Below are 26,104 nucleotides of genomic sequence, written 5' to 3'. Positions count from 1 at the left end.
AGGTAGACGGTGTACTGTTTTCTCAGAGCACCTCGCCGTCCTCCCCCTCCGTCACGCCCTGCAGGCGCGACACCTCCCCCTGGCGGGGGAGGACTTATTGGTCAGCGCATGGCCGCAAGCAGGTCGTCGAGGGGCGCGATCGCGAAGCTCGTCATGTCGTCGGCGAGGGCATAGGGGAGCAGCAGCGTGCGGCCGCGGACCATGGCGCCGCAGGAATAGACGACGTTCGGGACATAGCCGTCCCAGGTTTCGCCATCGGGTGCGATCAGCGGTTCGGGCAGGCGGCCGAGCACCTTCGTCGGATCGTCGCGGTCGAGCAAGGCGGCGCCGATGCAATAGCTTCTGACCATGCCGACGCCATGGGTGAGGACCAGCCAGCCCTCGTCGATTTCGATCGGAGAGCCGCAATTGCCGATCTGCACGAATTCCCAGGGGTATGCGGGCTCCATGATCCGGACCGGGCGGTCCCAGGCGAGCGGGGTGTCGCTGGTGGCGTACCACAGGTTTTCGTTGTCGTGGCGGAACAGCGCGGCGAATTTGCCGCCGATCTTGCGCGGGAACAGCGCCATGCCCTTGCCGCTCGCCACCGGCCCTTCGACCGGGTGCATGTGGAACAGGCGGAAATCGTCGGTCTGGAGCAGTTCCTGCCGCGCGCTTTCGGCGCAGACGGCGGTGTAGCTGCCCATATAGGTGGTGCGGCCGTCGTCCTCGCAGAACTGGACGAGGCGCAGGTCCTCGATCCCGCGGCTCTGGCTGGGGACGACCGGGAACAGCACGGTTTCGGACGGCTCGCGCGCGTCGCCACAGTTGAGCTGCACCAAGGCCTTGGCGCCGATCTGGCGGACGAGTTCGGGGTCGGGCTCCTCCACCACCGGCGGCACGCCCTGCGGTCCGGGCGGGTGGAGGACGAGGTCGTCGTCGTCCGGCCCCCAGGTGCCGGTGCGGAAGGTGACGGAGGACAAATGCCCCTCGCCGATCCCGCGCAGCGACAGGACGAAGCGGATCGCGCCGTCCGCGCAGTCGCTCTGGTCGGGATGGGGGACGATGCTGGGGTTGAACAGCGCGGCGGCTTCGAACGAATATTCGGCGCTGCAATAGCCGCCGATCAGCATGCGGCGCGCTTCCGACAAATCGGGCGGCAGGTCGAGTTGCGCCGCGACCTCGTCGAACCGGCGCAGCAGTAGCGCAGGCACTTCGCGATGCCGGGCGCCGAGGCCCTCGACGATTGCCTCGACCAGGTCGGCGGTGCGCGCGTCGTCGAGCGCGAGCAGGCGATCGACGATCCGGTCGCCGCGCGGCGCACCCTCGACCGCGAACGGGGCGGGGTCTTCGGGCAGGAAGGGGCGGATGACGGTACGCTTGGGATCGGGAAGCAGCGTCGGCTTCAGATGGCGGACGAACGTTGCGGCCAAGGCACCCTCCAGAGGTTGTCGCGATAGACGCGCGAACCGGCGCGGCGGGTCCGTCGCCCATCGGTCCATCCTGTCAGGAAATGTTGCTCATCCTGTCCTTCCCATATGATGGATGCGCTTTTCACCTGTTCGAGTGCGCGGTGACGTGGCAGGCGGGCGGAACGGATCGGGAGGGGATGCATGGGGACGTTGCTGGCATTCGGCGAGATCATGCTGCGCCTGTCGCCGCCGGGGCGCGAGCTGCTGTTGCAGACGCCGAAGCTGGACGTCTGGGTCGCGGGGGCGGAGGCGAATGTCGCGACGGCGCTCGCGCGACTGGGCCATGACGTGCGCTTTGCCAGCCAAGTGCCGGACAACGACCTCGGCCGTTCGGCGATCGCGACGTTGCGCGGCCATGGCGTCGATACGCGCGGTATCACGCTGGGCGGCGCGCGCATGGGGCTGTATTTCGTCACCTCCGGCGCCGGGATGCGCGCGACCGAGGTGATCTACGACCGGGCGCATTCCGCCTTTGCTGAGGCGCCGGCATCGGCGTGGGACTGGGATGAGCTGTTCGACGGCGTCGATGGCCTGCATCTGTCGGGGATCACCCCGGCGCTGGGTGCGGTGGCGGCACAGAATGCGATCGCGGCGGTCGAGGCGGCGGCGGCGCGAAACATCCCGATCTCGTTCGACGGCAATTACCGCGCGAAACTGTGGGAGCGGTGGGATGGCGATCCGCGTGGTCTGCTGACGCAATTGGTCGCGCGCGCCAGCCTGTTCTTCGGCAACCATCGCGACATCGCGCTGCTGCTCGGCACGCCGTTCGAGGCGGGCGAGGCGCGCGCCGCGGCGGAGGCGGCGTTCGCGGCGTTTCCGACGCTGCAGACGATCGCCTCGACCGCGCGGACAGTCGAGAATGTCGACCTCCATTATCTGTCGGCGCGGATCGACACGCGCGAGACATGGGTGGAGACGCCGCAGGTGACGCTGGCGGGGATCGTCGACCGGATCGGCGGCGGCGATGCCTTTGCGGCGGGCGTGCTGCACGCGCTGCGGCGGGGACAGGGAATCGCGGCGGCGGCGGAGTCGGGCGTGGCGTTGACCGCCCTCAAACATTCGCTCCCCGGTGATGCCGCACTGTTCCGGCAGGCGGACCTCGACGCCTATCTGGCCGGCGGGCTGGACGTGCGCCGCTGAGCCGCGGCGGCGGCGACGCTGCTCCACGCATAGAGGCCGCACCCGGCCCAGATCAGCGCGAAGGTGGCGAGCTGCGCCGGGCGTACGGGCTCGTGATAGAGCAGCACCGCTTCGAGGAACTGGAGCGTCGGCGCGATGAACTGGAGCAGCCCGATCGTCGTGTAGCGCAGCGTGCGCGCGGCGGCGGCGAACAGCAGCAGCGGCGCGGCGGTGACGGGGCCGGCGAGGACGAGCAGCAGGTCCATCCCCGTCCCGCTGCCGAAGGCGGACGTGCCGTTGCGCCCGGCGACGATCAGGATGGCGAGCGCGACGGGTGCGATCAGCGCGGTTTCGACGGTCAGCCCGCCGAGCGAATCGATCGCGCAGATCTTCCGCAGGAAGCCGTAGAAGGCGAAGCTGAGCGCCAGGGCAAGCGAGATCCAGATCGCGCCGCCGCCGTTCAGCGCGAAGATGAGCACGCCGCAGGCGGCGAGGCCGATCGCGATGGCCTGCACCCGGCCCAGCCGCTCGTGCAGCAACAGCGTCCCGAGCGTGACATTGACCAGTGGATTGATGAAATAGCCGAGGCTCGCTTCGACCAGATGCGCGTTATCGACCGCCCAGATGTAGACGAACCAGTTGATCGCGATCAGCGTCGCGCTGCCCGCCAGCATCAGCAGCGTGCGGCCACGCGCGACGGCCAGTAGCGGCCGCAATCGCCGGGTGGCGACGACGATGACCGCCAGCAGGACCAGCGACCAGAGCACGCGGTGTGCGATCACCTGCAGCGGCGGGACACCTGACAGCAGGTGCAGGTAAAGCGGCAGCGCCCCCCACAAGCTATAGGCGCCGATGCCCTGGAGAAGGCCGGTGCGGGTGGAGGAGGCGGCGGACATGGTGCGCGCTGTGCCGGGTCGATCGGGGTGAGGCAAGCGCGCGGCGCTTTTCCTTGGGGCACCAGCCGGCTAGGGGCAGGGGATGACCAGCGGCGCGCTCCATGATCTGTTTCTGTCGACGCTGATTCGTCGGGCTGGCGGCAACCGGCGGCGCTGGCGATTGGTGACGGGGGACCTGCGCGTCTACCCCATCGCCACGCATCCGCATTGCAACTGGTCGGTGACGCCGTCCGGCACCGCCGCCGAGAACGATATCGTCGAACGAATCGCCGACGATCTGCGTGCCGCTCATCCCATCCTTGTTGAAGATTAGACGCCTATCCTCGCAAAAAGGATTGTCTCCGGAACGGTTGCTTTCAAAACCAGCCCAGCATAAACGTCGATTGCCGACATGACAGACATGTCATGTCATGTCGATAGGTTCTTATTGGGAAAGAACGGGATGGCGCCCGAGACGCACGAGCGGATATGCACCCAATTGTCCGAGGTGCTCGTGCTGTTAGATCAGCAACACTGTCCGGTCGCGGCCCTTTACGTCGCACATGCGCTCGACGCGCTGTGCTATGCGCCCAGCGACCGCGGAGACCCGGGATCGTCTACGGTACTACAGTGATGTCGGTCAGCCAGGTGCGGATGATCTGACGGGCGCGGTCGCTCAGCGCCAGCATCGTCACGCGCCGATCGGTGATATCGTCGCTGCCGTCGATCAGCCCCCGTTCCTGCAACAGCTTCACCCAGCGCAGCGCCGTGGTGCGCGGCACGCCGGCCGCGGCGCAACAGGCGTTCGTGGTGACCGCGCGGCCACCCTGGCCCTCGGCGAACAGGAACAGCATGATGTCGAGGCCGGGATTGGCGAACAGCGACGCATCGAGATGCGTGGTCAGCCGCCGGCGCGATGCCGTAAAGGCCCGTGCGAGCGCGTAGAGATGTTCGTCCGGCGTCGCGCTCACCGCGATGGGTGAGAGCAGACCGTTATTGGCATTCTGATCGCTAAACAGAGCGGCGTCCTGTCCTCGCATTGCGCTTCCCATCGTGCCCCGCTTTTGGTTTCACTGTCAGCGCATAAACTTAGCCGGTCCGAAATCAAGTGGTGTCGTGCGAGACTATATCGGTCAAACGATCAATCGATTGGGTCGATCGGCACCCCTTCGGCCCGATAGCGATCGACCGCGCGGCGGATGTTGCCGCCCATTTCCTCCAACGTGACCGCGGCGATCCGCTGTTCGACCGGCGCGCAGGAACGCAGCAGGTCGGCGACGGCGAGCTGCGCCTGCGTGATCCGGTCGATCCCCTGCAGGCTGTGCATGTGGTGGCGCAGCGTGTCGGGATTGCCGGCGAGATCAAAGGCGAGGTCGGCGAGCAGGCCGGTGATCCCGACCAGCTCGTCCGCCAGCGCATGGGCGAGGGCCGGTTCGCAGCCCGGCGTGATCGGGGTGGCGGATCCCATGTCGACGGGCAGCCCGATCACTTGTTGCACAGTTTCAGAAGGGTGCGGGCGAGCTGGTCCGCGGGGACCGGCTGGTTCGCCATGCGCCGCGCCATCGTATAGCCCTGGCTCCGATCCTCGGCCGGGGTGATGTAAAAGCCGTTGCCCGCCGACAGAGCGCGCACGCCGGCATCGCCGTCCTCGCCATCCGCGCCGAGCAGCAGACCGACCGATTCGGCGCCCGCCGCCTTCGCGACCGAGGCGAACAGGATCGAGATCGACGGCCGCTCGCCCGCGACCGGATCGCGCGGCAGCATGCGCAGCTTGCCGTTCGGCCAGGAATCGACGACGACATGCGTCTCGCCCGGGGGTGCGAGATAGATCGTGCCCTGTTCGACCGGCATGCCGTCTTCGGCCAGCACGATCTTGGGCGCGATTTCTGCGGCCAGCTTGTCGATCATCGTACCGGCGAGGCCCGCGCCCAGATGCTGGACGACGACGGTCGGCGGGCAGTTCGCCGGAAAGGCGCCGAACAGTTCGAACAAGGTCTGCGTCGCCGCAGCCTCGCCACCGATCGCGAGCAGGCGGCCGTTCCAGTCGAGCGGCGGCGCGGCCACCACCTTGGTCGCGCCGGCGGCCTTCACCGCGGCGCCCTTGGCAGCCTTGATACGCTTGCCGAGCTTGGCGAGGATCTTGTCGAACTCCGCCGCGACCGCGACCTTGGGCTTGGGGAAACAGTCGATCGCGCCCAGCCGCAGCGCCTCGATCGATGCTTCCGCCCCCGCCTCGGTCCGGGTCGAGAACATGATGACCGGCATCGGCCGCTGTTCCATCAGCTCGGCGAGATATTCGAGGCCGCTCATCCCCGGCATTTCGACGTCGAGCGTCATGACGTCGGGAACCAGCTTGTCGCGCATGACGCGGGCTTCCTCGGCGCCGTCGGCCGAACCGACGACGGTGACGCCCGGGATGCGTTCGAGAGCGCCCGATAACAGCGCGCGCATGGTGAGCGAATCATCGACGACGAGAACTTTAACCGGGGCGGCGGCCATGCCTGTTATCCTTGGGTAACGAGAAGACGGAGGGTAATCGTTCAGGCAGCGTCGGAGAGCGAAGCCGAGCTATCGACCAGCCGCTCCAGCGCGAGCACGAGGATCAGCCGCTGATCGATCGTCGCCAGTCCTTCAAGGAATTGGGCGGCGGGCGTTTCGCCGATATCGGGCAGCGGCTGCATACCATCGTCAGGAATGCTGACGATATCGTTGACGGCGTCGACGATAAGTCCCTGCAACTGTTCGCCGATCCGCACGACGATGATGACGTGGCGCGACGACGGGTCGGTCGAGCCCCAGCCCAGGCGATGGCTGAGATCGAGCACGGGCAACACGACGCCGCGCAGGTTGACGACACCGCGCACATGCGCCGGCACGTTGGGCAGCGGCGTGGCCGGCGACCAGGCGCGGATTTCGCGAATCGCCATGATGTCGACGCCGAGAACCTGTTCGCCGATCTGGAAGGTGATGAGCTGACGGGACATGATGTTATTCCTGTTGCAAATCAGTGCAGGACGCGGCGGATCGCCGCAGCGAGCTTGTCGGGATGGAACGGCTTGACGATCCAACCTGTAGCGCCCGCCGAGCGCGCGCGCTGCTTCTTTTCATCCGAGCTTTCCGTGGTGAGCACCAGGATCGGCAGGTTGCGATGCCGGTCCTGTTCGCGCACCTTCTCGATCAGGCCGAAGCCATCGAGACGCGGCATGTTGATGTCGGTGATGAGCAGGTCGGGACCGTTGCCCGACGAACAGGCGCCACCGAGCCGTTCGAGCGCATCGACGCCGTCTTCGGCCTCGAGGACGTTGTAGCCCATGTCGGTCAGCGCTGCCTTCAGCAGCATCCGCATACTGGGCGAATCGTCCACGGTCATGATCATGCTGGACACGGCAGTTCCTTTTTGGGGGAGGGGGTTCATCAGAAGAATTCCACATCGCCGACGGCATCGGCGATGACGGGAGCGGGAGCGGCGACGCGCGGTTTTTCGACCGGGCGATCGGTGGCGATGCGGCAGCGGGCAAGGCCCAGCGTCGGACGGAATTCGATCCGGCGCGCGCCATGGCCACCGACGTCCTCACCGACCAGCGCGATGCGTTCGTCGCGCAGGAAGCGGCGGGCGAACAGCGCGTTGGTTGCACCGATATCGCGGAACCCGTCGCGCAGGCTGGCGCCGCCATAGATGCGCGCCTTCAGGTTCGATCGCGTCGCGCCCATCGACATCATCGCGTTGATCAGCACTTCCATCGCATAGACGCCGTAGCGTTGCAGCGAGCGCACGTCGGTCTCGCCACTGCCCGGCTCGGCGAGCAGGAAGTGGTTGAGGCCGCCGACCTTGGCGATCGGATCGTAGAGACAGGCCGAGATGCAGCTGCCGAGTACGGTCGTCAGCACGACGCCGGCGTCGTCGGACACCTTGGTTTCGCCCTGCAGGATGTTGATCCGGCGCAGGCCGTCGGAGGCGCGGGGAAGGTTCGACAATGGGGTCATGCACGGCACTCCGCCATCAGTCGCGCCGCGATCTTCGACAGCGGCAGCTGCGCAGTCACGGCGCCCATCTGGAACGCCGCGGCGGGCATGCCGTAGACGACGCAGCTGTCGGCATCCTGGCCGATGGTCATCGCGCCCTTGTCGCGCATCGCCTTCAGCCCCTGCGCGCCGTCGGCGCCCATGCCGGTCAGGATCGCGCCGACCGCGGATGCACCGGCCCAGCGCGCGACCGAATGGAACAGCCGGTCGACCGAGGGGCGGTGGCCGCTCATCTTCTCGTCCTCGACCAGACGGCACCGGCGCAACGTCCCGCCGGTGATCTCGGTGTGATAGGCGCCGCCGGGTGCGACATAGACATGCCCCACCTCCAGCGGCGCGCCGGGGCGCGCGACGCTGACGTGCGGCGCCGACAGCCGGTCGAGCCGCGCGGCGAAGGTCGGCACGTAGCTTTCGGGCATATGCTGGACGATGACCGTCGGCGGACAATTGACCGGGAAGCCGCCGAGCAGCTCGATCAGCGTCTCGACGCCGCCGGTCGACGATCCAATCGCGATCATCGCGTCCTGGCGCGGCACGTAATCGGCGGCGGGGGCGCGCTGGACCGGTGCCGCCTGGAAGCGGGGGCGAACCCTGCTCTTCGCCGCCGCCTTGACCAGCCGCGTCAAATCGTTGCCGAGACCGCCGCCGAACGCCTGCTTGGGCTTTTCGTAACAATCGAACGCCCCCAGTTCGAGCGCGCGGATCGTCGCTTCCGCACCCTTGCCGGTCAGCGTCGACAGCATGACGACGGGCATGGGGCGCAGGCGCATGATCTTTTCGAGGAAGTCGAGGCCGTTCATCCCCGGCATCTCGATGTCGAGCGTGATGACGTCGGGGTTGAGCGACTTGATCATCTCGCGCGCGGTCATCGGCCCGTCGGCGGTGCCGACGACCTCGATATCCGGATCCTGCGACAGGCTATGCGACACCATCGCGCGCATCGTCGGCGAATCATCGACCACTAGAGCGCGGACCGTCATGCCGTCACTTTCTGAAAGGTGGTGCGGCCGACGCAGGCGAAGCGTGGCGCGACCGAGTTGGAGAGCCGCTCGGAATGCCCGATGTACAGGAATCCGCCGGGAACGAGGTGGTCGGCAAGCCGGGTCTGCAAGCGTTCCTTGGTCGGTTCGTCAAAGTAGATCATGACGTTGCGGCAAAAGATCGCGTCGAACTGCCCCTTCATCGGCCAGTTTTCGAGCAGGTTGAGCTTGCGGAAGGCGACGCGCTCGCGGATCAGCGGATGAACCTCCGCCTGATTGCCGTCGCGCGTCATCCAGATCGAGCGCAGCGACTGCGGCACGCCCGATGCGGTATCCAAGGTGTAGCGACCGGCCTTGGCCGCGGCGAGGATCTCGGTCGACAAATCGGTGGCTAGCACGCGCAGGTCGGTGCGTGCGAGGCGCTGGCCGTTGCCGCGTTCCTGGCCGAAGATCGCCATCAGCAGCGAATAGGGTTCCTCGCCACTGGAGCAGGCCGCCGACCACAGGCGCACCTTGCCGCGCGTCGTCAGCCGCGCGTCGAGCGCGGGCCAGCAATGCTCCATGAAGTGATCGAAGTGATGCGATTCGCGGAAGAAGCTGGTGTGGTTGGTGGTCAGCGCATCCAGCGCCTGCGTGCGTTCGACCGGATCGGTGCCGATCAGCGCGACATATTGGGCGAAGGTCGTCAGCCTGCAGGCGCGCACCCGCGGCGCCAGCCGGCCATAGACGAGCTGCATCTTGTTCGGCGGCAGCAGGATGCCCGCCGCCTCGTACACGAATTCGCTGATCGCCTGGTGATCGGCAACCTCGAACCGGAATTCGGTCGGTCGCTGTCCGACGAGTGTCGCGGCGGCGGCGCTCATGCGGCGAGGCTCAGCGGCGCGTGCGGCGGCGTGGTGTGGCGCGGGTCACGGCGCCAGCGCGAGATCAGCGCATCGACGTCGAGGATCAGCGCGACGCGGCCGTCGCCCAGGATGGTGGCACCGGCAAGGCCGGGGATGGCTTCGTAATTCGCCTCAAGGCTCTTCACGACGACCTGGCGCTGGTCCTGGATCGAGTCGACCATCAGCACCGCCTGGCCGTGATCGGATTCGACCACGATCAGCACCGCATCCTCGGGATTGGTCTGCGCGCCATGGATGCCGAGCTGTTCGGCGACGCGGTGGACCGGCACGTACGAGCCGCGCACGTCGAGCAGCGACGCGGTCGGGCCGAGCACCTTCACGCCGTCTTCGTCGGGGCGCAGGCTCTCGACGATATGGCCCAGCGGGATGACGAAGGTCTGGTCGCCGACGGTGACGATCATGCCGTCGAGCACCGCCAGCGTCAGCGGCAGCGACAGCGCGAAGGTCGACCCCGAGCCCAGCGTCGAGGTGATGCCGATCCGCCCGCCCAGCGCCTGCACGTTCTTGCGCACCACGTCCATGCCGACGCCGCGGCCGGAGATGTTGGAGACGGTCGCCGCGGTCGAGAAGCCGGGGGCGAAGATCAGATTGTCGATCTCTTCCTCGTTCAGGATCGCGTCGGCGGTGATGATGCCGCGCTCGATCGCCTTGGCGCGCACGCGCTTGCGGTCGATGCCGCGGCCGTCGTCGGCGACGGTGATGACGATGCGGCCCGAATGGTGCGCGGCCGACAGCGTGACGACGCCTTCTTCCGGCTTGCCCGCGGCGAGGCGATCGGCCGGCGTTTCGAGGCCGTGGTCGACCGCGTTGCGGATCAGGTGGGTTAACGGTTCGCCGATGCGTTCGACGACGGTCTTGTCGACCTCGGTCATCTCACCGACGATGTCGAGGCGGACGCGCTTGCCGGTTTCGACCTCCAGTTCGCGGATGATGCGCGGCACGCGGCTGAAGACGGTCTTCATCGGCTGCGCGCGGATCGCCATCGTCGATTCCTGCAGCTCGCGCGTCAGGTGGTCGAGGTCGGTCAGTTCGCTGATGCCGCCGGCGCCATGTTCGGACAGGCGCTGCGCCAGCATCGCCTGGGTGATGACGAGCTCGCCGACCAGGTTGACGAGGCGGTCGAGCTTGTCGAGGTCGACGCGGATCGTCTGCGCGGGCGGCGCGGCCGCGGGGCGCGGCGCGGCAGGTTCGGCGGGCAACACCGTCGCGACCGGGGCGGGCGCCGCCGGGGCTGGGGCCGCGATCGGCGCAGGCGCCGGTTCGGGCGCCGCAGCCACCGGAGCGGGCTTCGGGGCGGCGGCGGGCACGGGCGCGGCGACCGGCAGGATCTCTTCGACCGAAGCCGATGCGGGCGCGGCCGGCATGACGTCGGCGAGCATGTCGGCGATCAGATCGTCATCCGACACGGCAGGTTCGCCAATGCGGGTGACGGTGAGTTCGCAATCGCCGATAAATTCGAAGATGCCGCGGATATCGTCTTCGGCGACGCTGCCCGGCACGATCGCGGTCCAGCCGAGATACGAGCGTTCCGGATGCAGTTCGGACAGCAGCGGCAGGCGCGACACGTCGGCGGCGAGGACTTCGCCCTCGAGCAGCGTCAGCTCGCGCACCAGCAGCAGCGGGTCGCCGCCATTGTCGAGCGCGTTGGTGCCGGGCACGAAGGTGACGGTCCAGTCGCCGGGATTGCCGAGGCTTTCTTCCGGTTCGGGAACGCTTTCGCACATTTCGAACAGATCGTCGAAATCGTCGATCGGGGCGGCGGCGGGCGCTGCGGCTACCGGTTCGGGCGCGGCCTCCACCACGGCGCCGGGCGTCGAGGCGGCAACGAGGCGCGCAAGCATCGGGCCGTCGGCGGGCGCATCGCCACCGTCGCGCGCCGCGGCAACGTGATCGGACAGCATGTCGAACGCGCCGACGATCGTGCCGAGCAGGTCCGACGTCAGATCGAGCGTGCCGTTGCGCACCAGGTCGAGCAGCGTTTCATACTCATGGGTGAACGCCTGCAACCGCTCGTGCCCGAACGCGCCCGCGCCGCCCTTGATCGAATGGACCGACCGGAAGATGGTGTTGATCGTTTCGGTGTCGTGCCCACCCTGGCGGACGGAGGCGAAGCTCGCCTCCATCGTCGCGAGACCTTCCTCGCATTCCTGAAAGAAGATCTGCTGGATCTCGTCGAGGTTCATCATCAATCCTTTCAGGCGCCGCAGGTCGGTTCGAGCGCGGTGTCGAGCCGGGCGACGATCATCATCCGTTCCAGCGCCTCGCTGGGCCGATCGATGCGGAAATCGAGACCGCGGGCGATCGCCGTGGTGCGGGCGCTGACCAGCACCTGGAGGCAGGCCTGGCCGACCCGCGCGACCTCTGCCCCGTCGAGGCGCAGCGCCTCACCGCGCTCGATCAGGCCGAGCAGCGCGTGGCGCAGCGGCACGGCCGCCGAGGTATCGAGCGTGGGGGCAAGCGGAAGCGATGGCACGGACATACGGGTTCGACTTTCCTACGGACGGCACGACGGCGATTGGAGTGGCTGCGGACGCATCAGAACGCCGACCAATCGTCGTCCGCGATCGCCACGGCGGCGTTGCCGGCCCGAGGACGGGCGAGGCGACGGCCCGCTTCGGCGGCGCGTTGCTGAAGATGATGCACACTATTGCTGACGGAATGACTAACGACGCGCACACCATGACCGACATCGGTATCGCCGACGCGGAAGTGGGCGACCTGACGGGCAAGTTCGCTTGCTTCGCCAGACAGTTCCCGGGCGGCGGCGGTGGCCTGTTCGACCATGGCGGCATTCTGCTGCGTCACGCTGTCCATTTCGCCGACGGCCGTGTTGACCTGCTGCAAGCCGGTCGATTGCTGTTCGGCGGCGATGGCGATCTGCGCGACGAGGCCGTTGATCTCGCCGAAGCGGCCGATCAGGCGCTGCAAGGCCTGGCCGGTTTCGCTGACCAAAGCGACGCCGGCATCGACCTGTTCGGACGAGGCGTTGATGCGCGTCTTCACGTCCTTGGCCGCCTCGGCCGAGCGCTGCGCGAGTGCGCGCACTTCGGATGCGACGACGGCGAAGCCCTTCCCCGCGTCGCCGGCGCGCGCCGCCTCGACGCCCGCGTTCAGCGCGAGCAGGTTGGTCTGGAAGGCGATGCCGTCGATGACGCTGATGATCTCGGAGATCTCGGCCGAGGCGCGTTCGATGCCGCCCATCGCTTCGACCGCGCGGGCGACGACGGCCCCCGATTGTTCGGCCTCGGTCTGCGCGGCGGCGACCACGTCGTTGGCACGCGTCGCGCCGGTGGCGGCCTGTCGGACCGTCTTGGTGATCTCGTCCATCGCCGCGGCGGTTTCTTCCAGGCTGGCGGCCTGCTGCTCGGTGCGCTGCGACAGATCGTCCGACGCCTGGAGAATACCCTGCGAGCCATGGTTGATGCGGGTGGCGGCCTGATCGACCGCGGTCATCGCGGTGCGGATCGCGTCCATCGCCGCATTGAAGTCGTCGCGCAGCGATTCGAAATCCGCTGGGAAGCCTGCGGTGATGCGGAAGGTGAGGTCGCCCTGCGCAAGCGCGCCGAGCCCTTCGCCGAGCGCGGCGGCCATGCACCGCTGCGCCTCGGCGGTGTTCGCCTTTTCAATATTGGTGCGGAAGACCGCCATGGCGGTGGTCATCCGGCCGACGCAGTCGCGATTCTCGGTATAGGCGATCGGTGAATCGAGGTCGCCGTCGGCCAGCGCCTCCATGCGCAGCACGGTGTCGACATAGGGCGTGCAGATAAGGCGCCCGGCCATCACCGTCGTCGCGACGATGCCGGCGACCGCAGCGGCGACGACCGCGATGTCGAACGCCGGACCGATCGCGAGCGTGCCCGTCGCGGTGAGCGCGGTGATCGCCACGGCAATGCCTCCCAGCGTCGCGTGCGTTCCCGCCAACACCCGGAATTTCGTGCGGATGGGCGCGTGTTTGGCGAACCATTCCAGTGTCATCAGACCCTCCCTCAGGGCCCGGAAAGGCAAGTCCCCCCGGACCATGAGCGCGGGTTGTCGCGACACGTGTTTAACGACCGGTTGAGCAACCGAAATGGGTGCAATTTTCGGCCGCTTCGTACCGATCCGGGTCGCATGACGCCGGGGGAAGCGGGGAGCGGGAGGACGGGCGACGACACGATAACGGTCGTCGTTCAATCGAACCGACATGGCGTCGCCTTTCTATCAAAACCGGAGGGAAGAAGACCGGCGGGCCGGGGCCCGCCGATCGCGGGATCAGAATTCGGACCAATCGTCGCTCGGCGCCACGGCCACCGCCGCTCCGCCACCGGTGGCGCGGCGGCTGGCACGGGCGATGCGGCGGCCGGCGTCGGCGGCGCGATTTTGCAGCTGGTGGACCGCCGGCACCGCCGCCTTCGGTTCGCCGTCGCCCACCTTGAAGCGGGCGACATGGCGGGCGAGCTCGTCCGATTCGGCGGACAGGCTGCGCGCCGCGGCGGTGGCTTCCTCGACCATCGCGGCGTTCTGCTGGGTCACGCCGTCCATTTCGCTGACCGCGGTGTTGACCTGTTGCAGGCCGGTCGCCTGCTGTTCGGCGGCGGTGGCGATCTGGCCGACGAGGTTGCTGATCTCGGCGAAGCGGCCGATGATCCGTTGCAGCGCCTGACCGGTCTCGCTGACCAGTTCGACGCCCGCTTCGACCTGTTCGGACGAGGCGTTGATGCGCGTCTTGACGTCCTTGGCCGCTTCCGCCGAGCGCTGCGCCAGGGCGCGCACCTCGGAGGCGACAACCGCGAAGCCCTTGCCGGCGTCGCCGGCGCGCGCCGCCTCGACGCCTGCGTTCAGCGCCAGCAGATTGGTCTGGAAGGCGATGCCGTCGATGACGCTGATGATTTCGGAAATCTCGTTCGACGAGCGTTCGATGCCGCCCATCGCCTCGACCGCACGGGCGACGACCGCGCCCGACTGTTCGGCCTCGACGCGCGCTTCCTCGACGACGCCGTTTGCGCGGACCGCGCCGGCGGCCGTCTGGCGGACGGTCGAGGTGATCTCGTCCATCGCCGCGGCGGTTTCTTCCAGGCTCGCGGCCTGCTGTTCGGTGCGTTGCGACAGATCGTCGGAAGCCTGGCGGATGTCGATCGCGCCGCTGTTGATGCCATTGGTGGCGTCGGTGACCGCGCTCATCGTTTCGGCGACGGCGTCCATCGCGCGGTTATAGTCGATGCGGAGCTGTTCGTATTCGGCTGGGAATGCGCGGTCGATGCGATAGCTGAGATCGCCGCTGGCAAGGCGGGTCAGCCCTTCGCCGAGCGAGCCGACGATGATCTGCTGCGCGGCGGCGCCGGCCTGAACGCGTTCGGCATTTTCTTTGAAGATTTCCATCGCGCGCGAAATGCGGCCGATGCAGTCGCGATAGTCGGTGTTGGCGATCGGCGTGGCAAGATCGCCCGCGGCCAGCCCCTCCATCCGCACCACGGTGGCGACATAGGGATCGCTGATCAACTTGCCGGCGACGAACACAGTCGCCATGGTCAGGGCGGTCAGCACGCAGGCGGCGGCGAGGTATATGCCGACCTGCGACGGATCGGCGAGCGCCGCGAGATAGGTGGTGGCGATGCCGCCTGCGGTAAACAGGCCAAGGATCACCAGCAGGACCTTGAATTTCAATCGGATGGGGGCACTTTTCTCGAACCAATTCAGCATCGTCGGCGTTCCTTTTCGTCAAGACCGTCGAGCTGAAGCGGCTCCCCCCTCCGGGCCACCGATGCTTCTCGGAATCGATTGGTCCGCTTTGCGTGAAAAGGGTAAAGGCCCGGTAAACTACGTCCATTCTGGCACTGAACCGTTTTGGATATGTGTGCTCAAAATGGCTGGCGAAGGACATGTCGATGACCTGTTACGCTTTGGACGATGTCCGACCCCACCTTGCCGCCGACGCCTACGTCGCGCCGGGCGCGCAGGTGATCGGGCGCGTGATGCTGGGCGCGCGGGCGTCGGTCTGGTTCAATGCGGTGCTGCGCGGCGACAACGATCCGATCACGATCGGCGCGGACAGCAACGTGCAGGATGGCGCGATGGTGCATGCCGATCCCGGCGTGCCGACGACGATCGGGCAGGGCGTAACGATCGGGCACCACGCGATCGTCCATGGTGCGACCGTCGGCGACAATTGCCTGATCGGCATGGGCGCGACGCTGCTCAACCGCGCGGTGATCGGTGCCGATTCGCTGGTCGGTGCGGGCGCCCTGGTGACGGAGGGCAAGAGCTTCCCGCCCGGGTCGCTGATCGTCGGCAGCCCGGCGCGGGTGCTGCGGCCGCTGACCGAGACGGAGATCGCCGGCCTCAGGCTGTCGGCGGCGACCTATGTCGCCAATGCCGAACGCTATCGCACCGGGCTGCGCGCGCTTCAGGCGTAGCGCGCCGACGCCTCCGCAACGAAGCGGGCGGTCTCTTCCGGCTGGGTGACGGGGATCATGTGGCCGCCTTCGATCACGTCGATCCGCGCGCCGGGGATCGCCGCGGCGGTGCGGTGGCCGTGCAGATCGGGGTCGAGGACATGGTCTTCGCGCGCGTAGAGGATCGACAGCGGTACGCGGAGGTCGCCGTAGCGGGCGGCGATCGCGCCGATGTCGCTGGCGGCATGCGACAGGTCCGCCGCCGCCGCCGCGATCGCTGCAGGGCGGGCGGACAGCGCGCCGCCGCCGCGGGTGACGAAGTCGGCGGGCGGCGCTTCGGGCGCGAAGACCGCGGCGAGCGTCCGTTCCGAGGTGAGGCGGCTCAATGGCGTGGCGATCGTGCTCGCCATCAGGAGGCGCAGCGACGGCGGGATGGCGGCGAGGCTGCGGAACGCCTCGGGCACGCCATCCTGCGGCTGGGTGAGGGGGCAGATCAGCGCGAGGCCGCGAATGAGCGTCGGATGGTCGAGCGCCAGCGCCAGCGCGATGGCGCCGCCCAGCGAATGGCCGACGAGCAACGGCCGGTCGATCCCAAGGGCTTCGATGAAGCGCGCGACGATCGCCGCCTGTTCGACGACATTCGGTTCGCGATCCTCGTCGGCGGTCGAATAGCCCGAGCCGGGACGGTCGACGAGGATGACGCGATGGTCCTTCGCCAGAATGTCGAGCATGCCATAGCCGAAGTTGCGCAGCTGGCCGGCAAGGCCATGGACCATGACGATCGCGGGGCCGGTGCCCTTGTCGACATAATGCAACCGCGCGCCATCGACCCGGATGTAGCGGCCGTCGGGCGGCACCTGCCGCTCCGCGTCGCGTGCGAGCCGATCTGAGTAGAAGGAGAGCCCGAGCCCGCCGGCGACCGTCAGCGCCGCGCCGCCCACCAGGCTGCCGAGGGTCCAGCGTGTCGCGCTCTGCATGCCCGTCTCCGTCGCTCAAGGTTCGAAGCGACGAGGCGTAGCATGGATTGGGGCGCGGATCACGCGGTGGTGACGATCCCGTCGACGACGGTGACGGGCCACGCCGTCAGATGCTGGCCGACGCAGGGGCCGCCGACGCAGCGGCCCTCCGCAATCGTGAACAGCGCACCATGCCAGTTGCAGGCGATGAGGTCGCCCGCGGGGGTGAGATAGTCGTCGAGCGTCTGGGTCAGCGGCACGCCGGCATGTGGGCAGCGGTCGACATAGCCGACGACGCCATCGCCCTGCCGCACAACGAAACCGTGGAAGCGGCCGGCGCGCATCTGGAGCACGAAGTTGCGCGCCTTGCCGTCGGCGATGTCGGTCAGCGGGGCGAGCGCGACGCCGGCGGGAGTGGTGGAGAGGCGTTCGCTCACGCGTCCGCGTCGGGCTGGCGGCTGGGGTGGGCGGCTTCCGCCAGATCCGCGGTGCGCGCGGCGGCGGCGACCATGCGCGGGTAGGGCGTGGTGTCCACGCCGAACCGCTCGGCCGAATAGAGCGCGGGGACCGCGATACAATCGGCGAGCGTGGGGGTCTCGCCGTAGCAGAAGGTGCCGCCGTGACGCTCTGCAAGCGCCTCGAACGCGGCGAACCCCAGGCCCATCCAATGCCCCATCCAGGCGTTGACCTGCGTATCGCTCGCACCGAAATCCTGGCGCAGTGCCTTCAGCGTGCGCAGATTGTGGAGCGGGTGGACGTCGGTGGCGATCGTCGCGACCATCGCGCGGACGATGGCGCGGCCGTTGGCATCGGCAGGCAGCAGGGCGGGGGTGGGGAAGCGATCCTCCAGCCATTCGAGGATCGCAACGCTCTGCGTCAGGATCAGGCCGTCGACCTCCAGCGCGGGCACCAGCCGCTGCGGGTTGAGCGCGGCATAATCGGGATCGGTGTGGCCGCCGGTGCGCAGGTCGTGGTTGACCTGTTCGTAGGCGATGCCCTTCAGCGCCAACGCGATCCGCACGCGATAGGCGGCGCCCGAGCGCCAGTAACCGTGCAGGATCACGCCGTTGGGTCCTTGGGCAGCTGGGCCTTCGGAAAGTCGTTCCACACCGCGTCGTAATCGAGCTGGGCGTGTTCGAGCGCGTATGTCGTCGGGCGATAGGGCCAGCAACTTTCCAGCATGAAGGCCATCGTGCCGTCGATCTTGTGCGGCTTCAACTCCGCCGCCGACGCGCCCTGCCAGCTCGCGACATCGGGGCCGTGGCCCGCCATCAGATTGTGCAGCGAGATACCGCCGGGCGAGAAACCGTCCGCCTTGGCGTCATAGGCGCCGGTGATGAGGCCCATCGCCTCGCTCATCACATTGCGGTGGAACCAGGGCGGGCGGAACGTGTCCTCCGCCACCATCCAGCGCGGGGGGAAGATCACGAAGTCCGCATTGGCGCGGCCGGGCACGTCGCTGGGTGAGGTGAGGACGGTGAAGATCGACGGATCGGGATGGTCGAAGCTGACCGTGTTGATCGTATTGAAGCGCGACAGGTCGTAGCGCCATGGGGCGAGATTGCCGTGCCAGGCCACCACGTCGAGTGGGCTGTGATCGAGCGTCATCGTCCACAGCGATCCCATGAACTTCTGGATCACCTCGGTCGGCTCGTCGCGATCCTCGAACCAGGCGACGGGCGTTTCGAAATCGCGCGGGTTGGCGAGGCCGTTGGCGCCGATCGGGCCCAAATCGGGCAGGCGGAACAGGCTGCCGTGATTTTCGCAGACATAGCCGCGTGCCGCGCCGTCAGGCAGCAGCGCGCGGAAGCGGACGCCGCGGGGGATCAATGCGATCTGGCCGGGCGCGACGTCGAGGCGGCCGAGTTCGGTCAACAGCTGCAGGCGGCCGGCCTGGGGCACGAACAGCAGCTCGCCGTCGGCATCCATGAAGACGCGGGCGCTCATGTCGGCATTGGCGGCGTAGACGTGCATGGCGACGCCTTCGAGGTCCGCCGGATGCCGGTTGGCGAGCATCGTCGTCATGCCGTCGATCAGGTCGGTGCCCGGCGCTGCGTCGGCGATCGGGTTCCAGCGCAGGCGGTTGGGCGCGAGCGGCGCGTCGTCGGTGCCGGGAGCGAAGCGCTCTGCGCCGTCGTAGCGGGTATAGGGCGGATGCTCCGCGGTTGGGCGCATGCGGTACAGCCACGAGCGGCGATTCTCATGGCGCGGCGCGGTGAAGGCGGTGCCGCTGAGCTGTTCGGCGTAAAGACCGAAGGCGGGGCGCTGCGGCGAATTGCGGCCGATCGGGAGCGCGCCGGGGACGGCCTCGGTCGCGATATGGTTGCCGAAGCCCGGGATATAGTCGCTGCGGGGGTGGTGGTCGGTCATTGTTCTGGCGTCCTCTCCTGTTTCCACCACCCCCAATCCCCTCTCCCACCGGGAGAGGGGCAAGCTCGCGTTAGCGAGCGCGGGGTGAGGGCGGCGCGGGACGGCAACCGCATTGCGCCTCGCCCTCACCCTTCCGCCGGCTTCGCCGGCTCCCTCCCTCTCCCGATGGGAGAGGGACTGGTGCTCCGCCATCCGCCGTGACGTCGGACCCGGCGAAGCCGGGCCCTATGTCCCGGCGTGCCGTGCCGGCCGGTCGACGGCGGCGCTTTCGCGCCGCACCGCGAACGAAGCTGCGCTTCGTTCTTGGTCAGGCGTCGACCGTGATGACGCCGCGACGGATCTGGTCGAGTTCAATCGACTCATACAGCGCCTGGAAATTGCCGTTGCCGAAGCCCTCATTGCCCTTTCGCTGGATGATCTCGAAGAAGATCGGTCCGACCATCGTCTCGGTGAAGATCTGGAGCAGCAGGCCTTCCTCGCCGACGTTGCCGTCGATCAGGATGCGGTTCTTTCGCAGGCGTTCCAGGTCTTCGCCATGGCCGGGCACGCGCTTGTCGACGAGTTCGTAATAGGTCTCGATCGTGTCCTGCAGCTTGACGCCGCGCGCGCGCAGCTTTTCGACGGTGCTGTAGATGTCGTCGGTGGTCAGCGCGAGGTGCTGGATGCCTTCGCCGTTATAATCGCGGATGAATTCCTCGATCTGACTCTTGTCGTCCTGGCTCTCGTTCAAGGGGATGCGGATCGCGCGATCGGGGGCGATCATCGCCTGGCTGAACAGGCCGGTCGCCTTGCCCTTGATGTCGAAATACTTCTGCTCTTCGAAGCCGAAGATCTGGCCGTAAAAGGCCGACCAGGTGCGCATCTGGCCGCGGCGCACGTTGTGCGTCAGATGGTCGAGCAGGTCGAGGCCGACGTTGTTTTCGGCTTCCGCCTCCGCCGCGCCGGGCACCTGATCCCAATCGTCGTAGACGCTGCCGTCGGCGCCATGGCGATCGACGAGGTACAGCAGCGAACCGCCGATGCCTTCCAGCGCCGGAATGCCGTCGAGCGACTGGCCGGCGGGGGCGGGCTTGGCGCCGCGCGCGATCGCCGCGTCATAGGCAGCCTGGGCGTCCTGCACCCGGAACGCCATCGCGCTCGCCGACGGGCCGTGCGCCGCGCGGAAGTCGGCGGCGTGGCCGCTGTCTTCGCGGTTGATCAGGAGGTTGATGCGGCCCTGCTTGTAACGGGTGATGGCGCGCGTCTTGTGCGTCGAGGCGGGGACGAAGCCCAACGCCTCGAACTGCTTGGCCAGCGCATCCGGATCGGGCGAGGTGAATTCGCAGAATTCGAAGCCGTCGAGCCCCATCGGGTTAACGTCGATATGGTCGTCGGTCTGGGCGGCATCGGTCATCAGTCTGGCCTTCCGAGATGGTATCATCCGTTACCAAACCTGCGACATTGCCAAACTGGTGTCAACTGATACGAATGCGGCATGGCCGACCCATGCCCAGCCTCGTCGCCCGCGCCATCATTGGTTTTGGCCGATTTTATTCCGTACCGGCTGTCGGTGACGTCCAACCTGGTCAGCGATTCGATCGCGCGGACCTATGAGGCGCTGTTCGGGCTGACGATTCCGGAATGGCGGCTGATCGCGGTGATCGCGGAAACGGGCGGCATCACGCAGCAGGCGATTGGCCGGGCCACGCGGATGGACAAGGTGACGGTCAGCCGCGCGGCGATCGCGCTGGTCGACCGGGGATTGCTCGACCGGCGCGGCAATCCGGAGGACCGGCGGTCGCACCTGCTCGACCTGACCGATGCCGGGCGCGACCTATATGCGGTAGTGGCACCCAAGGCGCTGGACCTGGAAAGCCGTATCTTTTCGCAATTCCCCGCCGACGACGTCGCGCGGTTTATGGAGATGCTGCGCCGGGTCGAGGCGGTGACGCTGGCGCTCGACACCTGATCGCATCCTGCAGCGCGTTCCCACATCACGGACACCGCTCTGGCACATTCGTGCGACAATTGGCGTTTACGCGCCGGCCGGTCGCCACAGGGATGGCGGCGGGTAAGAGGGACAAGCGAATCATGCGGATCGTTGCGGCGATGATGGTGGCGGCAAGCTGGCCGGCGATGGCGCTGGCGCAAGAGGTGCCGGCGCCCGCGCAGGCCCCCGCGCCCGCTCCGACGCCGAATCCGACGTCGCCTGCCCCCGCGGCAGCGACCGTCCAGGCCGCACCGATGACCCCGGCGGCGGCACCCGCCGCCCCGGCGGAAGAGGACAGCGAAGAGGGCGATATCGTCGTTACCGGCCGCAAGCCGGTGGGCTCCGTCGTCGGCGACATTCCCGCCGAACAGACGCTGAGCCCCGCCGACGTGCGCAGTTATGGCGTCAGCAGCGTGTCCGACCTGCTCACCGAATTGGGGCCGCAGACGCAGAGCGGCGCGGGCGGACCGCCGGTGGTGCTGCTCGACGGGCATCGCATTTCGGGCTTCCAGGAAATCCGCGACATCCCGACCGAGGCGATCCTGCGCGTCGATATCCTGCCCGAAGAGGTCGCGCTGAAATACGGCTATACCGCCGATCAGAAGGTGGTGAATTTCGTGCTGCGCCGCCGCTTCCGCGCGACGACGGTCGAGCTGGCCGACAAGGGTGCGACCGAAGGCGGCAGCAACACGCCGCAGGGCGAGTTGGACCTGCTCACCATCCGCCAGGGCGCGCGGCTGAACATCCACAGTAAATATCAGCAGACGTCGGCGCTGACCGAATCGGAGCGCGACATCACCGCCGCGTCGACCGAGGGCCAGACCAACAATTTCGACCAGCGGCCGTATCGCACATTGGTGCCGTTCAGCCGCAGCTTCGGCACCAACGCCACCTATGCCAAGACGATCGGCGAGGACATCAACGCCTCGATCAACGGCGAAATCGCGGCGACGCAGAGCACCGGCCAGTTCGGCCTGCCGCTCGACGGCACGGGCGCACCGATCGGCGCCGATCCGCTGCGCCAGCACACCAACGGTGTCACCGGCCACCTCGGCACCAGCTTCAACGGGCGGCTGAGCCCGCGCTGGCTGTGGACGGTGACGGGATCGTTCGACCGCGCCGATACGCGCACGATCGGTGACACGGTCGCCGGCCGCGGCACCAACCGCGCGCATTCGGTGTCCAATGCCGGCGATCTGGAGGCGCTGGTCAACGGACCGTTGTTCACGCTGCCTGCGGGCGACGTGACGACGGCGGTGCGCGTCGGCGCGCAGACCAGCCAGTTCACCAGCAACTCGCTGCGCGCCGGCCTGGTCAGTGGTGGCCGGGTCTCGCGCGATCAGGCGAATGCGCGCGTCAACATCGACCTGCCGATCGCCAGCAAATCGCGCGCCGTGCTGCCGTTCCTCGGTAATCTGTCGATTAACGGCAATGCGGCGGTCAACCAGCTGTCCGACTTCGGCACGCTGACCGCCTATGGCTATGGCGTGAACTGGGCGCCGATCAACGCGATCCGCGTCATCGGGTCGATCAACCAGCAGGACGTCGCGCCGACCGCGCAGCAGCTGGGCAACCCGACGGTCGTGACGCCGAACGTACGCGTCTTCGACTATGTGCAGGGCCAGACGGTGACGGTGACGACGATCAGCGGCGGCAACCCGGGCTTGCGCGACAGCAGCCGGCGGGTGACGAAGCTCGGCGTGACGCTCAGGCCGCTCGACCAGACCGACCTGACGATCATCGGCAATTATACGAAGCAGGATACGCGCAACCCGATCCAGGGCTTCCCGTCGCCGACCGCGGTGATCGAGGCGGCCTTCCCCGATCGCTTCACTCGCGATGCGGACGGCGAACTGACCCGGCTCGACACGCGGCCGATCAACTTCGCCCGATCCGAAAGCTCGGAATTCCGCTGGGGGATCAATTTCTCCAAGCCGATCAAGTCGAAGGTTCAAAAGCAGATCGAGGCGTTCCGCGCCGGCACCGGACCCAATCCGTTCGCCGGCCTGCGATTCCCGGGTGCGGACGGACGGCGGCGCGGCGGCGGCGGTGACGGCGCCGGTTCGGGTGGGGGCGGAGGCGCCCCACCGGCGGGCGGCGATCAGGCTGCGACGCAGGGGACCAGCGGGCAGGCGGCTGACGGTTCCGGAGTGCGCCCGAACCAGCAAGCCGATGGTGGCGACCGGCCGCGCGGCGGCTTCGGTGGTCCGGGCGGCGGCGGTCGCGGCTTCGGCGGTGGTGGGTTCGGGGGACGTGGCGGCGCCGGTGGCGGTCGCGTCCAATTCGCCTTCTATCACACCTGGCATCTGGTCGAACGGCGGACGATCGCCAACGGCGGACCGGTGCTCGACCTGCTCAACGGCGATACGCTGGGGTCGAACGGTGGCCAGCCGCGTCACGAATTCCAGGGGCAGGCCGGCTATTCCAACAATGGCATCGGCGTGCGCCTGTCGGCCAATTACGCCACCGGCACGCGGGTGAACGGCGGCACCGCGGCGAACCCGCAGACGCTCAACTTCTCGGGCCTCGCAACCGCAGACCTGCGTGTCTTTGCCGATCTGGGACAGCAGCTCAGTCTGGTGAAGGCGCATCCGTGGATCCGCGGCACCCGCGTCACCTTCTCGGTCAGCAACATCTTCAACAGTCGCCAGCGCGTGACCGACGCGACCGGGGTGACGCCGATCAGCTACCAGCCGGATTATCAGGACCCGATCGGGCGGACGGTGCGGCTGTCGTTGCGCAAGCTGTTCTTCTAAAGGCCCAGCCGGCGGGCGAGCCAGTCCGCCGCCTGGTCGGGGGTCTGCTTGTCGGCGTCCCGGTCGACGCGATAGTTCGCCTCGCGCATCGCGGTCACCGGGATGCGGCCGACCAGCGGCTGGAGTGCCGCGACGAACGCGGCGTCCTTCGCGCGGCGCGGGGCGACCAGCAGCAGCGCGTCGTAGCTGGGGATGGCGTGCTTCGGGTCGGTCAGGACGGTCAGCCCGTCCGCGGCGATCCGGCCATCCGAGGAGAAGGCGGAAATCACGTCCGCCTCGCCGCTCGCCAATGCGCGGTACATGAAGGTCGGCGCGTAGGATTTGGCCGCAGCGAAGCGCAACGGATAGGCGCGCCGCACCGCCGCCCATTCGGGCCGTTCGAGGAATTCGAGGTCGCTGCCAAGCTTGAGTGAGGGCGCGGCGGCGACGAGGTCGGTCAGGCTGGTGATCCCCCGCGCCTTGGCGTCCGCTCCCCGCATCGCGAAGGCATAAGCGTTTTCGAAGCCCAGGGGGCCGATCAGGCGTACGCCGCTGCTGGCCTGTGCCCAGCGGCCGATCGCGGCGACCATCGCGCGGCGATCGGGCACGTCGCTGCGGTGCATCTGGCCGTTCCACAGCGTACCGGCATAATCGACGTAGACGTCGACATCGTTGCCGGCGAGCGCGCCATAGACCACCGCCGAGCCGAGGCCGTCGCGATAGCGGACGCTATAGCCGGCGCGCTCCAGCCGGTCGCCGATCAGCCGGGCGAGAATATATTGTTCGGAGAAGTTCTTGGCCCCGATCGTCACGACCTTCGTGTCATTGCGTTGCCACAGCGGCGCGGTGGCGAGCGCGAGGCCGGCGACGAGCGCGATCAGCGCGGCGATCCAAAGTGGCCGGCGGCGGTGCGCGATGCCGCGCTCGATCAGGCCGATGAGCGCGTCCGTGACGAGCGCCAGCCCGGCGGCGGCGATGCAGCCCGCCAGCACCAGCGCCCAGTTCTGCGTCTGAAGACCTGCGAAGATCATGTCGCCGAGGCTGGGCTGGCCGACCGTCGTCGAGAGCGTCGCCGCGCCGATCGTCCACACCGCGGCGGTGCGGATGCCGGCGACCAGCACCGGCAACGCGAGCGGCGCTTCGACCAGGCGCAGCTTTTGCGCGGGCGTCATGCCGACCGCGTCCGCCGCCTGGGTGACGGCGGGGTCGATGCCGACGAGGCCGGCGACTCCGTTGCGGATGATCGGCAGCAGCGCGTAGAGCGTCAGCGCGATCAGCGACGGCAGGAAGCCGAGCGCGGGGATACCGCCGCCGACCACCCCCGACAGCCACAGCAGCAACGGGTAGAAGAGCGCGAGCAGGGCCAGCGCCGGGATCGTCTGGATCAGGCTGGCGATCCCCAGGATCGCGGTGCCGATTCGTGGACGGCGTGCAGCAAGGATGGCGAGCGGCAGGCTGATCGCGATGCCGAGCGCCAGCGCCGCTGCCGACAGCAGGACGTGCTGGGCAAGCAGCGGCGGCACGCGGCCAAGCGCGGCGACGAGGGCGTTCATCGTGCCATCTCGCGCAGCCGTTCGGCCTGATCGCGCGGCACCGCGACCAGCGCCTGTGCGGTCTCGCCGCCTTCGCCGCGCAGCAGCTGTGCGGGGGTGGCATCCGCGACGAGCCTGCCCGCCTGCAACACCAGCACGCGGTCGGCGAGCAGCAAGGCTTCGGCCATGTCGTGCGTGACGAGGATCGTGGTGAGGCCGAGCCGATCGTGCAGCGCGCGAATCTCCTGCCCCAGCGCATCGCGCGTCACCGGGTCGAGCGCACCGAACGCTTCGTCGAGCAGCAGCAATTTGGCACCCGGCGCAAGGGCACGGGCAATGGCGACGCGCTGTCGCTGGCCGCCCGACAGTGCGTCGGGCCTGCGGCCGGCGAGTTCGCGCGGCAAGGCGACGAGGTCGAGCAGCGCAGGCACGTCGACGGGCGGCCCGCCGGCGATGCGCGGGCCGATTGCGATATTCTCCGCGACGGTCATGTGCGGGAATAGGCCGATCGATTGGAAGACATAGCCGATGCTCCGTCGCAGCGCCGGCGCGGGGCGGGTGGCGACGTCGGCATCGTCGATCAGGACGCGGCCGTCGCTCGGCTCGACCAGACGATTGACGGTCTTGAGCAAGGTCGACTTGCCGGAGCCGGACGCGCCGACGAGCGCGACGAACTGACCCGCGGGGATCGTCGCCGAAACGCCATCGACCGCGACCGTGTCGTCGAACCTCTTGGTCACGGCATCGAAGCGGAGCGATTCTGCTGGCATCGGGGCCGACGATGCGGGATGCCTGATGCAAAGTCTAATAGGGAGAGC

Annotated in this window: 26 protein-coding genes; 5 read left to right on the top strand and 21 right to left on the bottom strand. The window is 68.1% G+C overall.

Going from position 1 to position 26,104, the window contains the following annotated elements:
* Positions 1-101 precede the first annotated feature (101 nt).
* A complete protein-coding gene (locus tag A7E77_RS06240; RefSeq protein ID WP_063686662.1) occupies positions 102-1,412 on the bottom strand; it encodes a glycoside hydrolase family 130 protein in 1,311 nt (436 codons plus the stop codon).
* A gap of 180 nt (positions 1,413-1,592) precedes the next feature.
* Between A7E77_RS06240 and A7E77_RS06235 the strand changes: the two genes are divergently transcribed.
* Positions 1,593-2,591: a sugar kinase gene (locus A7E77_RS06235; RefSeq protein ID WP_063686660.1), complete on the top strand. Its 999-nt coding sequence runs from the start codon at positions 1,593-1,595 to the stop codon at positions 2,589-2,591.
* On the opposite strand, the gene rarD is transcribed toward A7E77_RS06235, so the two are convergent.
* Complete coding sequence (rarD, locus tag A7E77_RS06230) at positions 2,558-3,466, bottom strand: EamA family transporter RarD (protein WP_063686658.1); 909 nt, start codon at positions 3,464-3,466, stop codon at positions 2,558-2,560. The two genes, A7E77_RS06235 and rarD, sit on opposite strands and share 34 nt — an antisense overlap.
* An 82-nt stretch (positions 3,467-3,548) precedes the next feature.
* Between rarD and A7E77_RS06225 the strand changes: the two genes are divergently transcribed.
* Positions 3,549-3,779, top strand: a complete 231-nt coding sequence (locus A7E77_RS06225; protein WP_017980247.1) for a hypothetical protein — start codon at positions 3,549-3,551, stop codon at positions 3,777-3,779.
* Between the two features lie 283 nt (positions 3,780-4,062).
* On the opposite strand, the gene A7E77_RS06220 is transcribed toward A7E77_RS06225, so the two are convergent.
* The 12 genes from A7E77_RS06220 to A7E77_RS06165 form a co-directional block, all read right to left on the bottom strand.
* Positions 4,063-4,485: a MarR family transcriptional regulator gene (locus tag A7E77_RS06220; protein WP_017980246.1), complete on the bottom strand. Its 423-nt coding sequence runs from the start codon at positions 4,483-4,485 to the stop codon at positions 4,063-4,065.
* A 101-nt stretch (positions 4,486-4,586) separates the two neighbouring features.
* On the bottom strand, positions 4,587-4,934 hold the full coding sequence (locus tag A7E77_RS06215; RefSeq protein ID WP_017980245.1) for a hypothetical protein: 348 nt from the start codon (positions 4,932-4,934) through the stop codon (positions 4,587-4,589).
* Positions 4,931-5,944, bottom strand: a complete 1,014-nt coding sequence (locus tag A7E77_RS06210; RefSeq protein WP_063686656.1) for a chemotaxis protein CheB — start codon at positions 5,942-5,944, stop codon at positions 4,931-4,933. The genes A7E77_RS06215 and A7E77_RS06210 overlap by 4 nt, the downstream gene beginning before the upstream one ends.
* A 41-nt stretch (positions 5,945-5,985) precedes the next feature.
* Entirely contained in the window at positions 5,986-6,429 is a 444-nt protein-coding gene (locus A7E77_RS06205) for a chemotaxis protein CheW (protein WP_017980243.1), read from the bottom strand.
* A 20-nt stretch (positions 6,430-6,449) separates the two neighbouring features.
* Positions 6,450-6,830 carry a response regulator gene (locus A7E77_RS06200; RefSeq protein WP_017980242.1) on the bottom strand — a complete coding sequence of 127 codons (381 nt, stop codon included), beginning with the start codon at positions 6,828-6,830 and terminating at the stop codon, positions 6,450-6,452.
* Positions 6,831-6,859: 29 nt separating this feature from the next.
* Positions 6,860-7,429 carry a chemotaxis protein CheD gene (locus A7E77_RS06195; protein WP_017980241.1) on the bottom strand — a complete coding sequence of 190 codons (570 nt, stop codon included), beginning with the start codon at positions 7,427-7,429 and terminating at the stop codon, positions 6,860-6,862.
* Positions 7,426-8,448, bottom strand: coding sequence for a protein-glutamate methylesterase/protein-glutamine glutaminase (locus A7E77_RS06190; protein WP_024310334.1), 1,023 nt, complete (start codon positions 8,446-8,448; stop codon positions 7,426-7,428). The genes A7E77_RS06195 and A7E77_RS06190 overlap by 4 nt, the downstream gene beginning before the upstream one ends.
* Positions 8,445-9,311, bottom strand: coding sequence for a CheR family methyltransferase (locus A7E77_RS06185; RefSeq protein ID WP_063686654.1), 867 nt, complete (start codon positions 9,309-9,311; stop codon positions 8,445-8,447). The genes A7E77_RS06190 and A7E77_RS06185 overlap by 4 nt, the downstream gene beginning before the upstream one ends.
* The gene (locus A7E77_RS06180; RefSeq protein ID WP_063689766.1) at positions 9,308-11,536 is read right to left on the bottom strand and encodes a chemotaxis protein CheA; all 2,229 of its coding nucleotides are present in this window, start codon (positions 11,534-11,536) and stop codon (positions 9,308-9,310) included. Before A7E77_RS06180 ends, A7E77_RS06185 begins: the two co-directional genes overlap by 4 nt.
* An 11-nt stretch (positions 11,537-11,547) precedes the next feature.
* On the bottom strand, positions 11,548-11,832 hold the full coding sequence (locus tag A7E77_RS06175; RefSeq protein ID WP_043061119.1) for an STAS domain-containing protein: 285 nt from the start codon (positions 11,830-11,832) through the stop codon (positions 11,548-11,550).
* Positions 11,833-11,888: 56 nt separating this feature from the next.
* Positions 11,889-13,328, bottom strand: coding sequence for a methyl-accepting chemotaxis protein (locus tag A7E77_RS06170; RefSeq protein ID WP_063686652.1), 1,440 nt, complete (start codon positions 13,326-13,328; stop codon positions 11,889-11,891).
* Between the two features lie 276 nt (positions 13,329-13,604).
* The gene (locus tag A7E77_RS06165; RefSeq protein ID WP_063686650.1) at positions 13,605-15,032 is read right to left on the bottom strand and encodes a methyl-accepting chemotaxis protein; all 1,428 of its coding nucleotides are present in this window, start codon (positions 15,030-15,032) and stop codon (positions 13,605-13,607) included.
* 185 nt (positions 15,033-15,217) lie between these two features.
* Between A7E77_RS06165 and A7E77_RS06160 the strand changes: the two genes are divergently transcribed.
* Positions 15,218-15,745: a gamma carbonic anhydrase family protein gene (locus tag A7E77_RS06160; protein ID WP_192930023.1), complete on the top strand. Its 528-nt coding sequence runs from the start codon at positions 15,218-15,220 to the stop codon at positions 15,743-15,745.
* Here A7E77_RS06160 and A7E77_RS06155 read toward each other — a convergent pair.
* The 5 genes from A7E77_RS06155 to hppD all read right to left on the bottom strand — a co-directional run bounded on the left by A7E77_RS06155 (position 15,736) and on the right by hppD (position 20,443).
* Entirely contained in the window at positions 15,736-16,701 is a 966-nt protein-coding gene (locus tag A7E77_RS06155; RefSeq protein WP_063686646.1) for an alpha/beta fold hydrolase, read from the bottom strand. The genes A7E77_RS06160 and A7E77_RS06155 overlap by 10 nt on opposite strands.
* Positions 16,702-16,760: 59 nt before the next feature.
* Positions 16,761-17,117: a Rieske (2Fe-2S) protein gene (locus tag A7E77_RS06150; protein ID WP_063686644.1), complete on the bottom strand. Its 357-nt coding sequence runs from the start codon at positions 17,115-17,117 to the stop codon at positions 16,761-16,763.
* Positions 17,114-17,743, bottom strand: coding sequence for a maleylacetoacetate isomerase (gene maiA / locus A7E77_RS06145; RefSeq protein WP_063686642.1), 630 nt, complete (start codon positions 17,741-17,743; stop codon positions 17,114-17,116). Before maiA ends, A7E77_RS06150 begins: the two co-directional genes overlap by 4 nt.
* Entirely contained in the window at positions 17,740-19,050 is a 1,311-nt protein-coding gene (gene hmgA / locus A7E77_RS06140; RefSeq protein ID WP_063686640.1) for a homogentisate 1,2-dioxygenase, read from the bottom strand. The genes maiA and hmgA overlap by 4 nt, the downstream gene beginning before the upstream one ends.
* A gap of 307 nt (positions 19,051-19,357) precedes the next feature.
* Entirely contained in the window at positions 19,358-20,443 is a 1,086-nt protein-coding gene (gene hppD / locus A7E77_RS06135; protein WP_063686638.1) for a 4-hydroxyphenylpyruvate dioxygenase, read from the bottom strand.
* A gap of 81 nt (positions 20,444-20,524) precedes the next feature.
* On the opposite strand from hppD, the gene A7E77_RS06130 reads away from it, so the two are divergent.
* Together A7E77_RS06130 and A7E77_RS06125 are read left to right on the top strand one after the other, a co-directional pair.
* Entirely contained in the window at positions 20,525-20,998 is a 474-nt protein-coding gene (locus A7E77_RS06130; protein ID WP_172436182.1) for a MarR family winged helix-turn-helix transcriptional regulator, read from the top strand.
* Between the two features lie 122 nt (positions 20,999-21,120).
* Positions 21,121-23,775, top strand: coding sequence for a hypothetical protein (locus tag A7E77_RS06125; protein ID WP_063686636.1), 2,655 nt, complete (start codon positions 21,121-21,123; stop codon positions 23,773-23,775).
* Here the strand turns inward: A7E77_RS06125 and A7E77_RS06120 are convergent.
* A complete protein-coding gene (locus A7E77_RS06120; protein ID WP_063686634.1) occupies positions 23,772-25,307 on the bottom strand; it encodes an ABC transporter permease/substrate-binding protein in 1,536 nt (511 codons plus the stop codon). The two genes, A7E77_RS06125 and A7E77_RS06120, sit on opposite strands and share 4 nt — an antisense overlap.
* Positions 25,304-26,056: an ATP-binding cassette domain-containing protein gene (locus A7E77_RS06115; RefSeq protein ID WP_063686632.1), complete on the bottom strand. Its 753-nt coding sequence runs from the start codon at positions 26,054-26,056 to the stop codon at positions 25,304-25,306. The genes A7E77_RS06120 and A7E77_RS06115 overlap by 4 nt, the downstream gene beginning before the upstream one ends.
* Positions 26,057-26,104: the final 48 nt, after the last annotated feature.

Source organism: Sphingomonas sp. NIC1 (assembly GCF_001638925.1).
Classification (GTDB): Bacteria; Pseudomonadota; Alphaproteobacteria; order Sphingomonadales; family Sphingomonadaceae; genus Sphingomonas; species Sphingomonas aquatilis.
The sequence above is the reverse complement of the archived record's forward strand: the minus strand, read 5'-3'. Positions and strand labels throughout refer to the sequence as shown.

What these genes read in the sequence shown, in the direction of transcription:
- A7E77_RS06210 (WP_063686656.1), bottom strand. Translation starts at nt 5,944, where the DNA reads ATGGCCGCCGCCCCGGTTAAAGTTCTCGTCGTCGATGATTCGCTCACC.
- rarD (WP_063686658.1), bottom strand. Translation starts at nt 3,466, where the DNA reads ATGTCCGCCGCCTCCTCCACCCGCACCGGCCTTCTCCAGGGCATCGGC.
- A7E77_RS06225 (WP_017980247.1), top strand. Translation starts at nt 3,549, where the DNA reads ATGACCAGCGGCGCGCTCCATGATCTGTTTCTGTCGACGCTGATTCGT.
- A7E77_RS06125 (WP_063686636.1), top strand. Translation starts at nt 21,121, where the DNA reads ATGCGGATCGTTGCGGCGATGATGGTGGCGGCAAGCTGGCCGGCGATG.
- A7E77_RS06220 (WP_017980246.1), bottom strand. Translation starts at nt 4,485, where the DNA reads ATGCGAGGACAGGACGCCGCTCTGTTTAGCGATCAGAATGCCAATAAC.
- A7E77_RS06205 (WP_017980243.1), bottom strand. Translation starts at nt 6,429, where the DNA reads ATGTCCCGTCAGCTCATCACCTTCCAGATCGGCGAACAGGTTCTCGGC.
- A7E77_RS06190 (WP_024310334.1), bottom strand. Translation starts at nt 8,448, where the DNA reads ATGACGGTCCGCGCTCTAGTGGTCGATGATTCGCCGACGATGCGCGCG.
- hppD (WP_063686638.1), bottom strand. Translation starts at nt 20,443, where the DNA reads ATGACCGATGCCGCCCAGACCGACGACCATATCGACGTTAACCCGATG.
- A7E77_RS06155 (WP_063686646.1), bottom strand. Translation starts at nt 16,701, where the DNA reads ATGCAGAGCGCGACACGCTGGACCCTCGGCAGCCTGGTGGGCGGCGCG.
- A7E77_RS06185 (WP_063686654.1), bottom strand. Translation starts at nt 9,311, where the DNA reads ATGAGCGCCGCCGCCGCGACACTCGTCGGACAGCGACCGACCGAATTC.
- A7E77_RS06175 (WP_043061119.1), bottom strand. Translation starts at nt 11,832, where the DNA reads ATGTCCGTGCCATCGCTTCCGCTTGCCCCCACGCTCGATACCTCGGCG.
- A7E77_RS06195 (WP_017980241.1), bottom strand. Translation starts at nt 7,429, where the DNA reads ATGACCCCATTGTCGAACCTTCCCCGCGCCTCCGACGGCCTGCGCCGG.
- A7E77_RS06170 (WP_063686652.1), bottom strand. Translation starts at nt 13,328, where the DNA reads ATGACACTGGAATGGTTCGCCAAACACGCGCCCATCCGCACGAAATTC.
- A7E77_RS06165 (WP_063686650.1), bottom strand. Translation starts at nt 15,032, where the DNA reads ATGCTGAATTGGTTCGAGAAAAGTGCCCCCATCCGATTGAAATTCAAG.
- A7E77_RS06180 (WP_063689766.1), bottom strand. Translation starts at nt 11,536, where the DNA reads ATGAACCTCGACGAGATCCAGCAGATCTTCTTTCAGGAATGCGAGGAA.
- A7E77_RS06235 (WP_063686660.1), top strand. Translation starts at nt 1,593, where the DNA reads ATGGGGACGTTGCTGGCATTCGGCGAGATCATGCTGCGCCTGTCGCCG.
- A7E77_RS06160 (WP_192930023.1), top strand. Translation starts at nt 15,218, where the DNA reads ATGACCTGTTACGCTTTGGACGATGTCCGACCCCACCTTGCCGCCGAC.
- hmgA (WP_063686640.1), bottom strand. Translation starts at nt 19,050, where the DNA reads ATGACCGACCACCACCCCCGCAGCGACTATATCCCGGGCTTCGGCAAC.
- A7E77_RS06120 (WP_063686634.1), bottom strand. Translation starts at nt 25,307, where the DNA reads ATGAACGCCCTCGTCGCCGCGCTTGGCCGCGTGCCGCCGCTGCTTGCC.
- A7E77_RS06115 (WP_063686632.1), bottom strand. Translation starts at nt 26,056, where the DNA reads ATGCCAGCAGAATCGCTCCGCTTCGATGCCGTGACCAAGAGGTTCGAC.
- A7E77_RS06130 (WP_172436182.1), top strand. Translation starts at nt 20,525, where the DNA reads ATGGCCGACCCATGCCCAGCCTCGTCGCCCGCGCCATCATTGGTTTTG.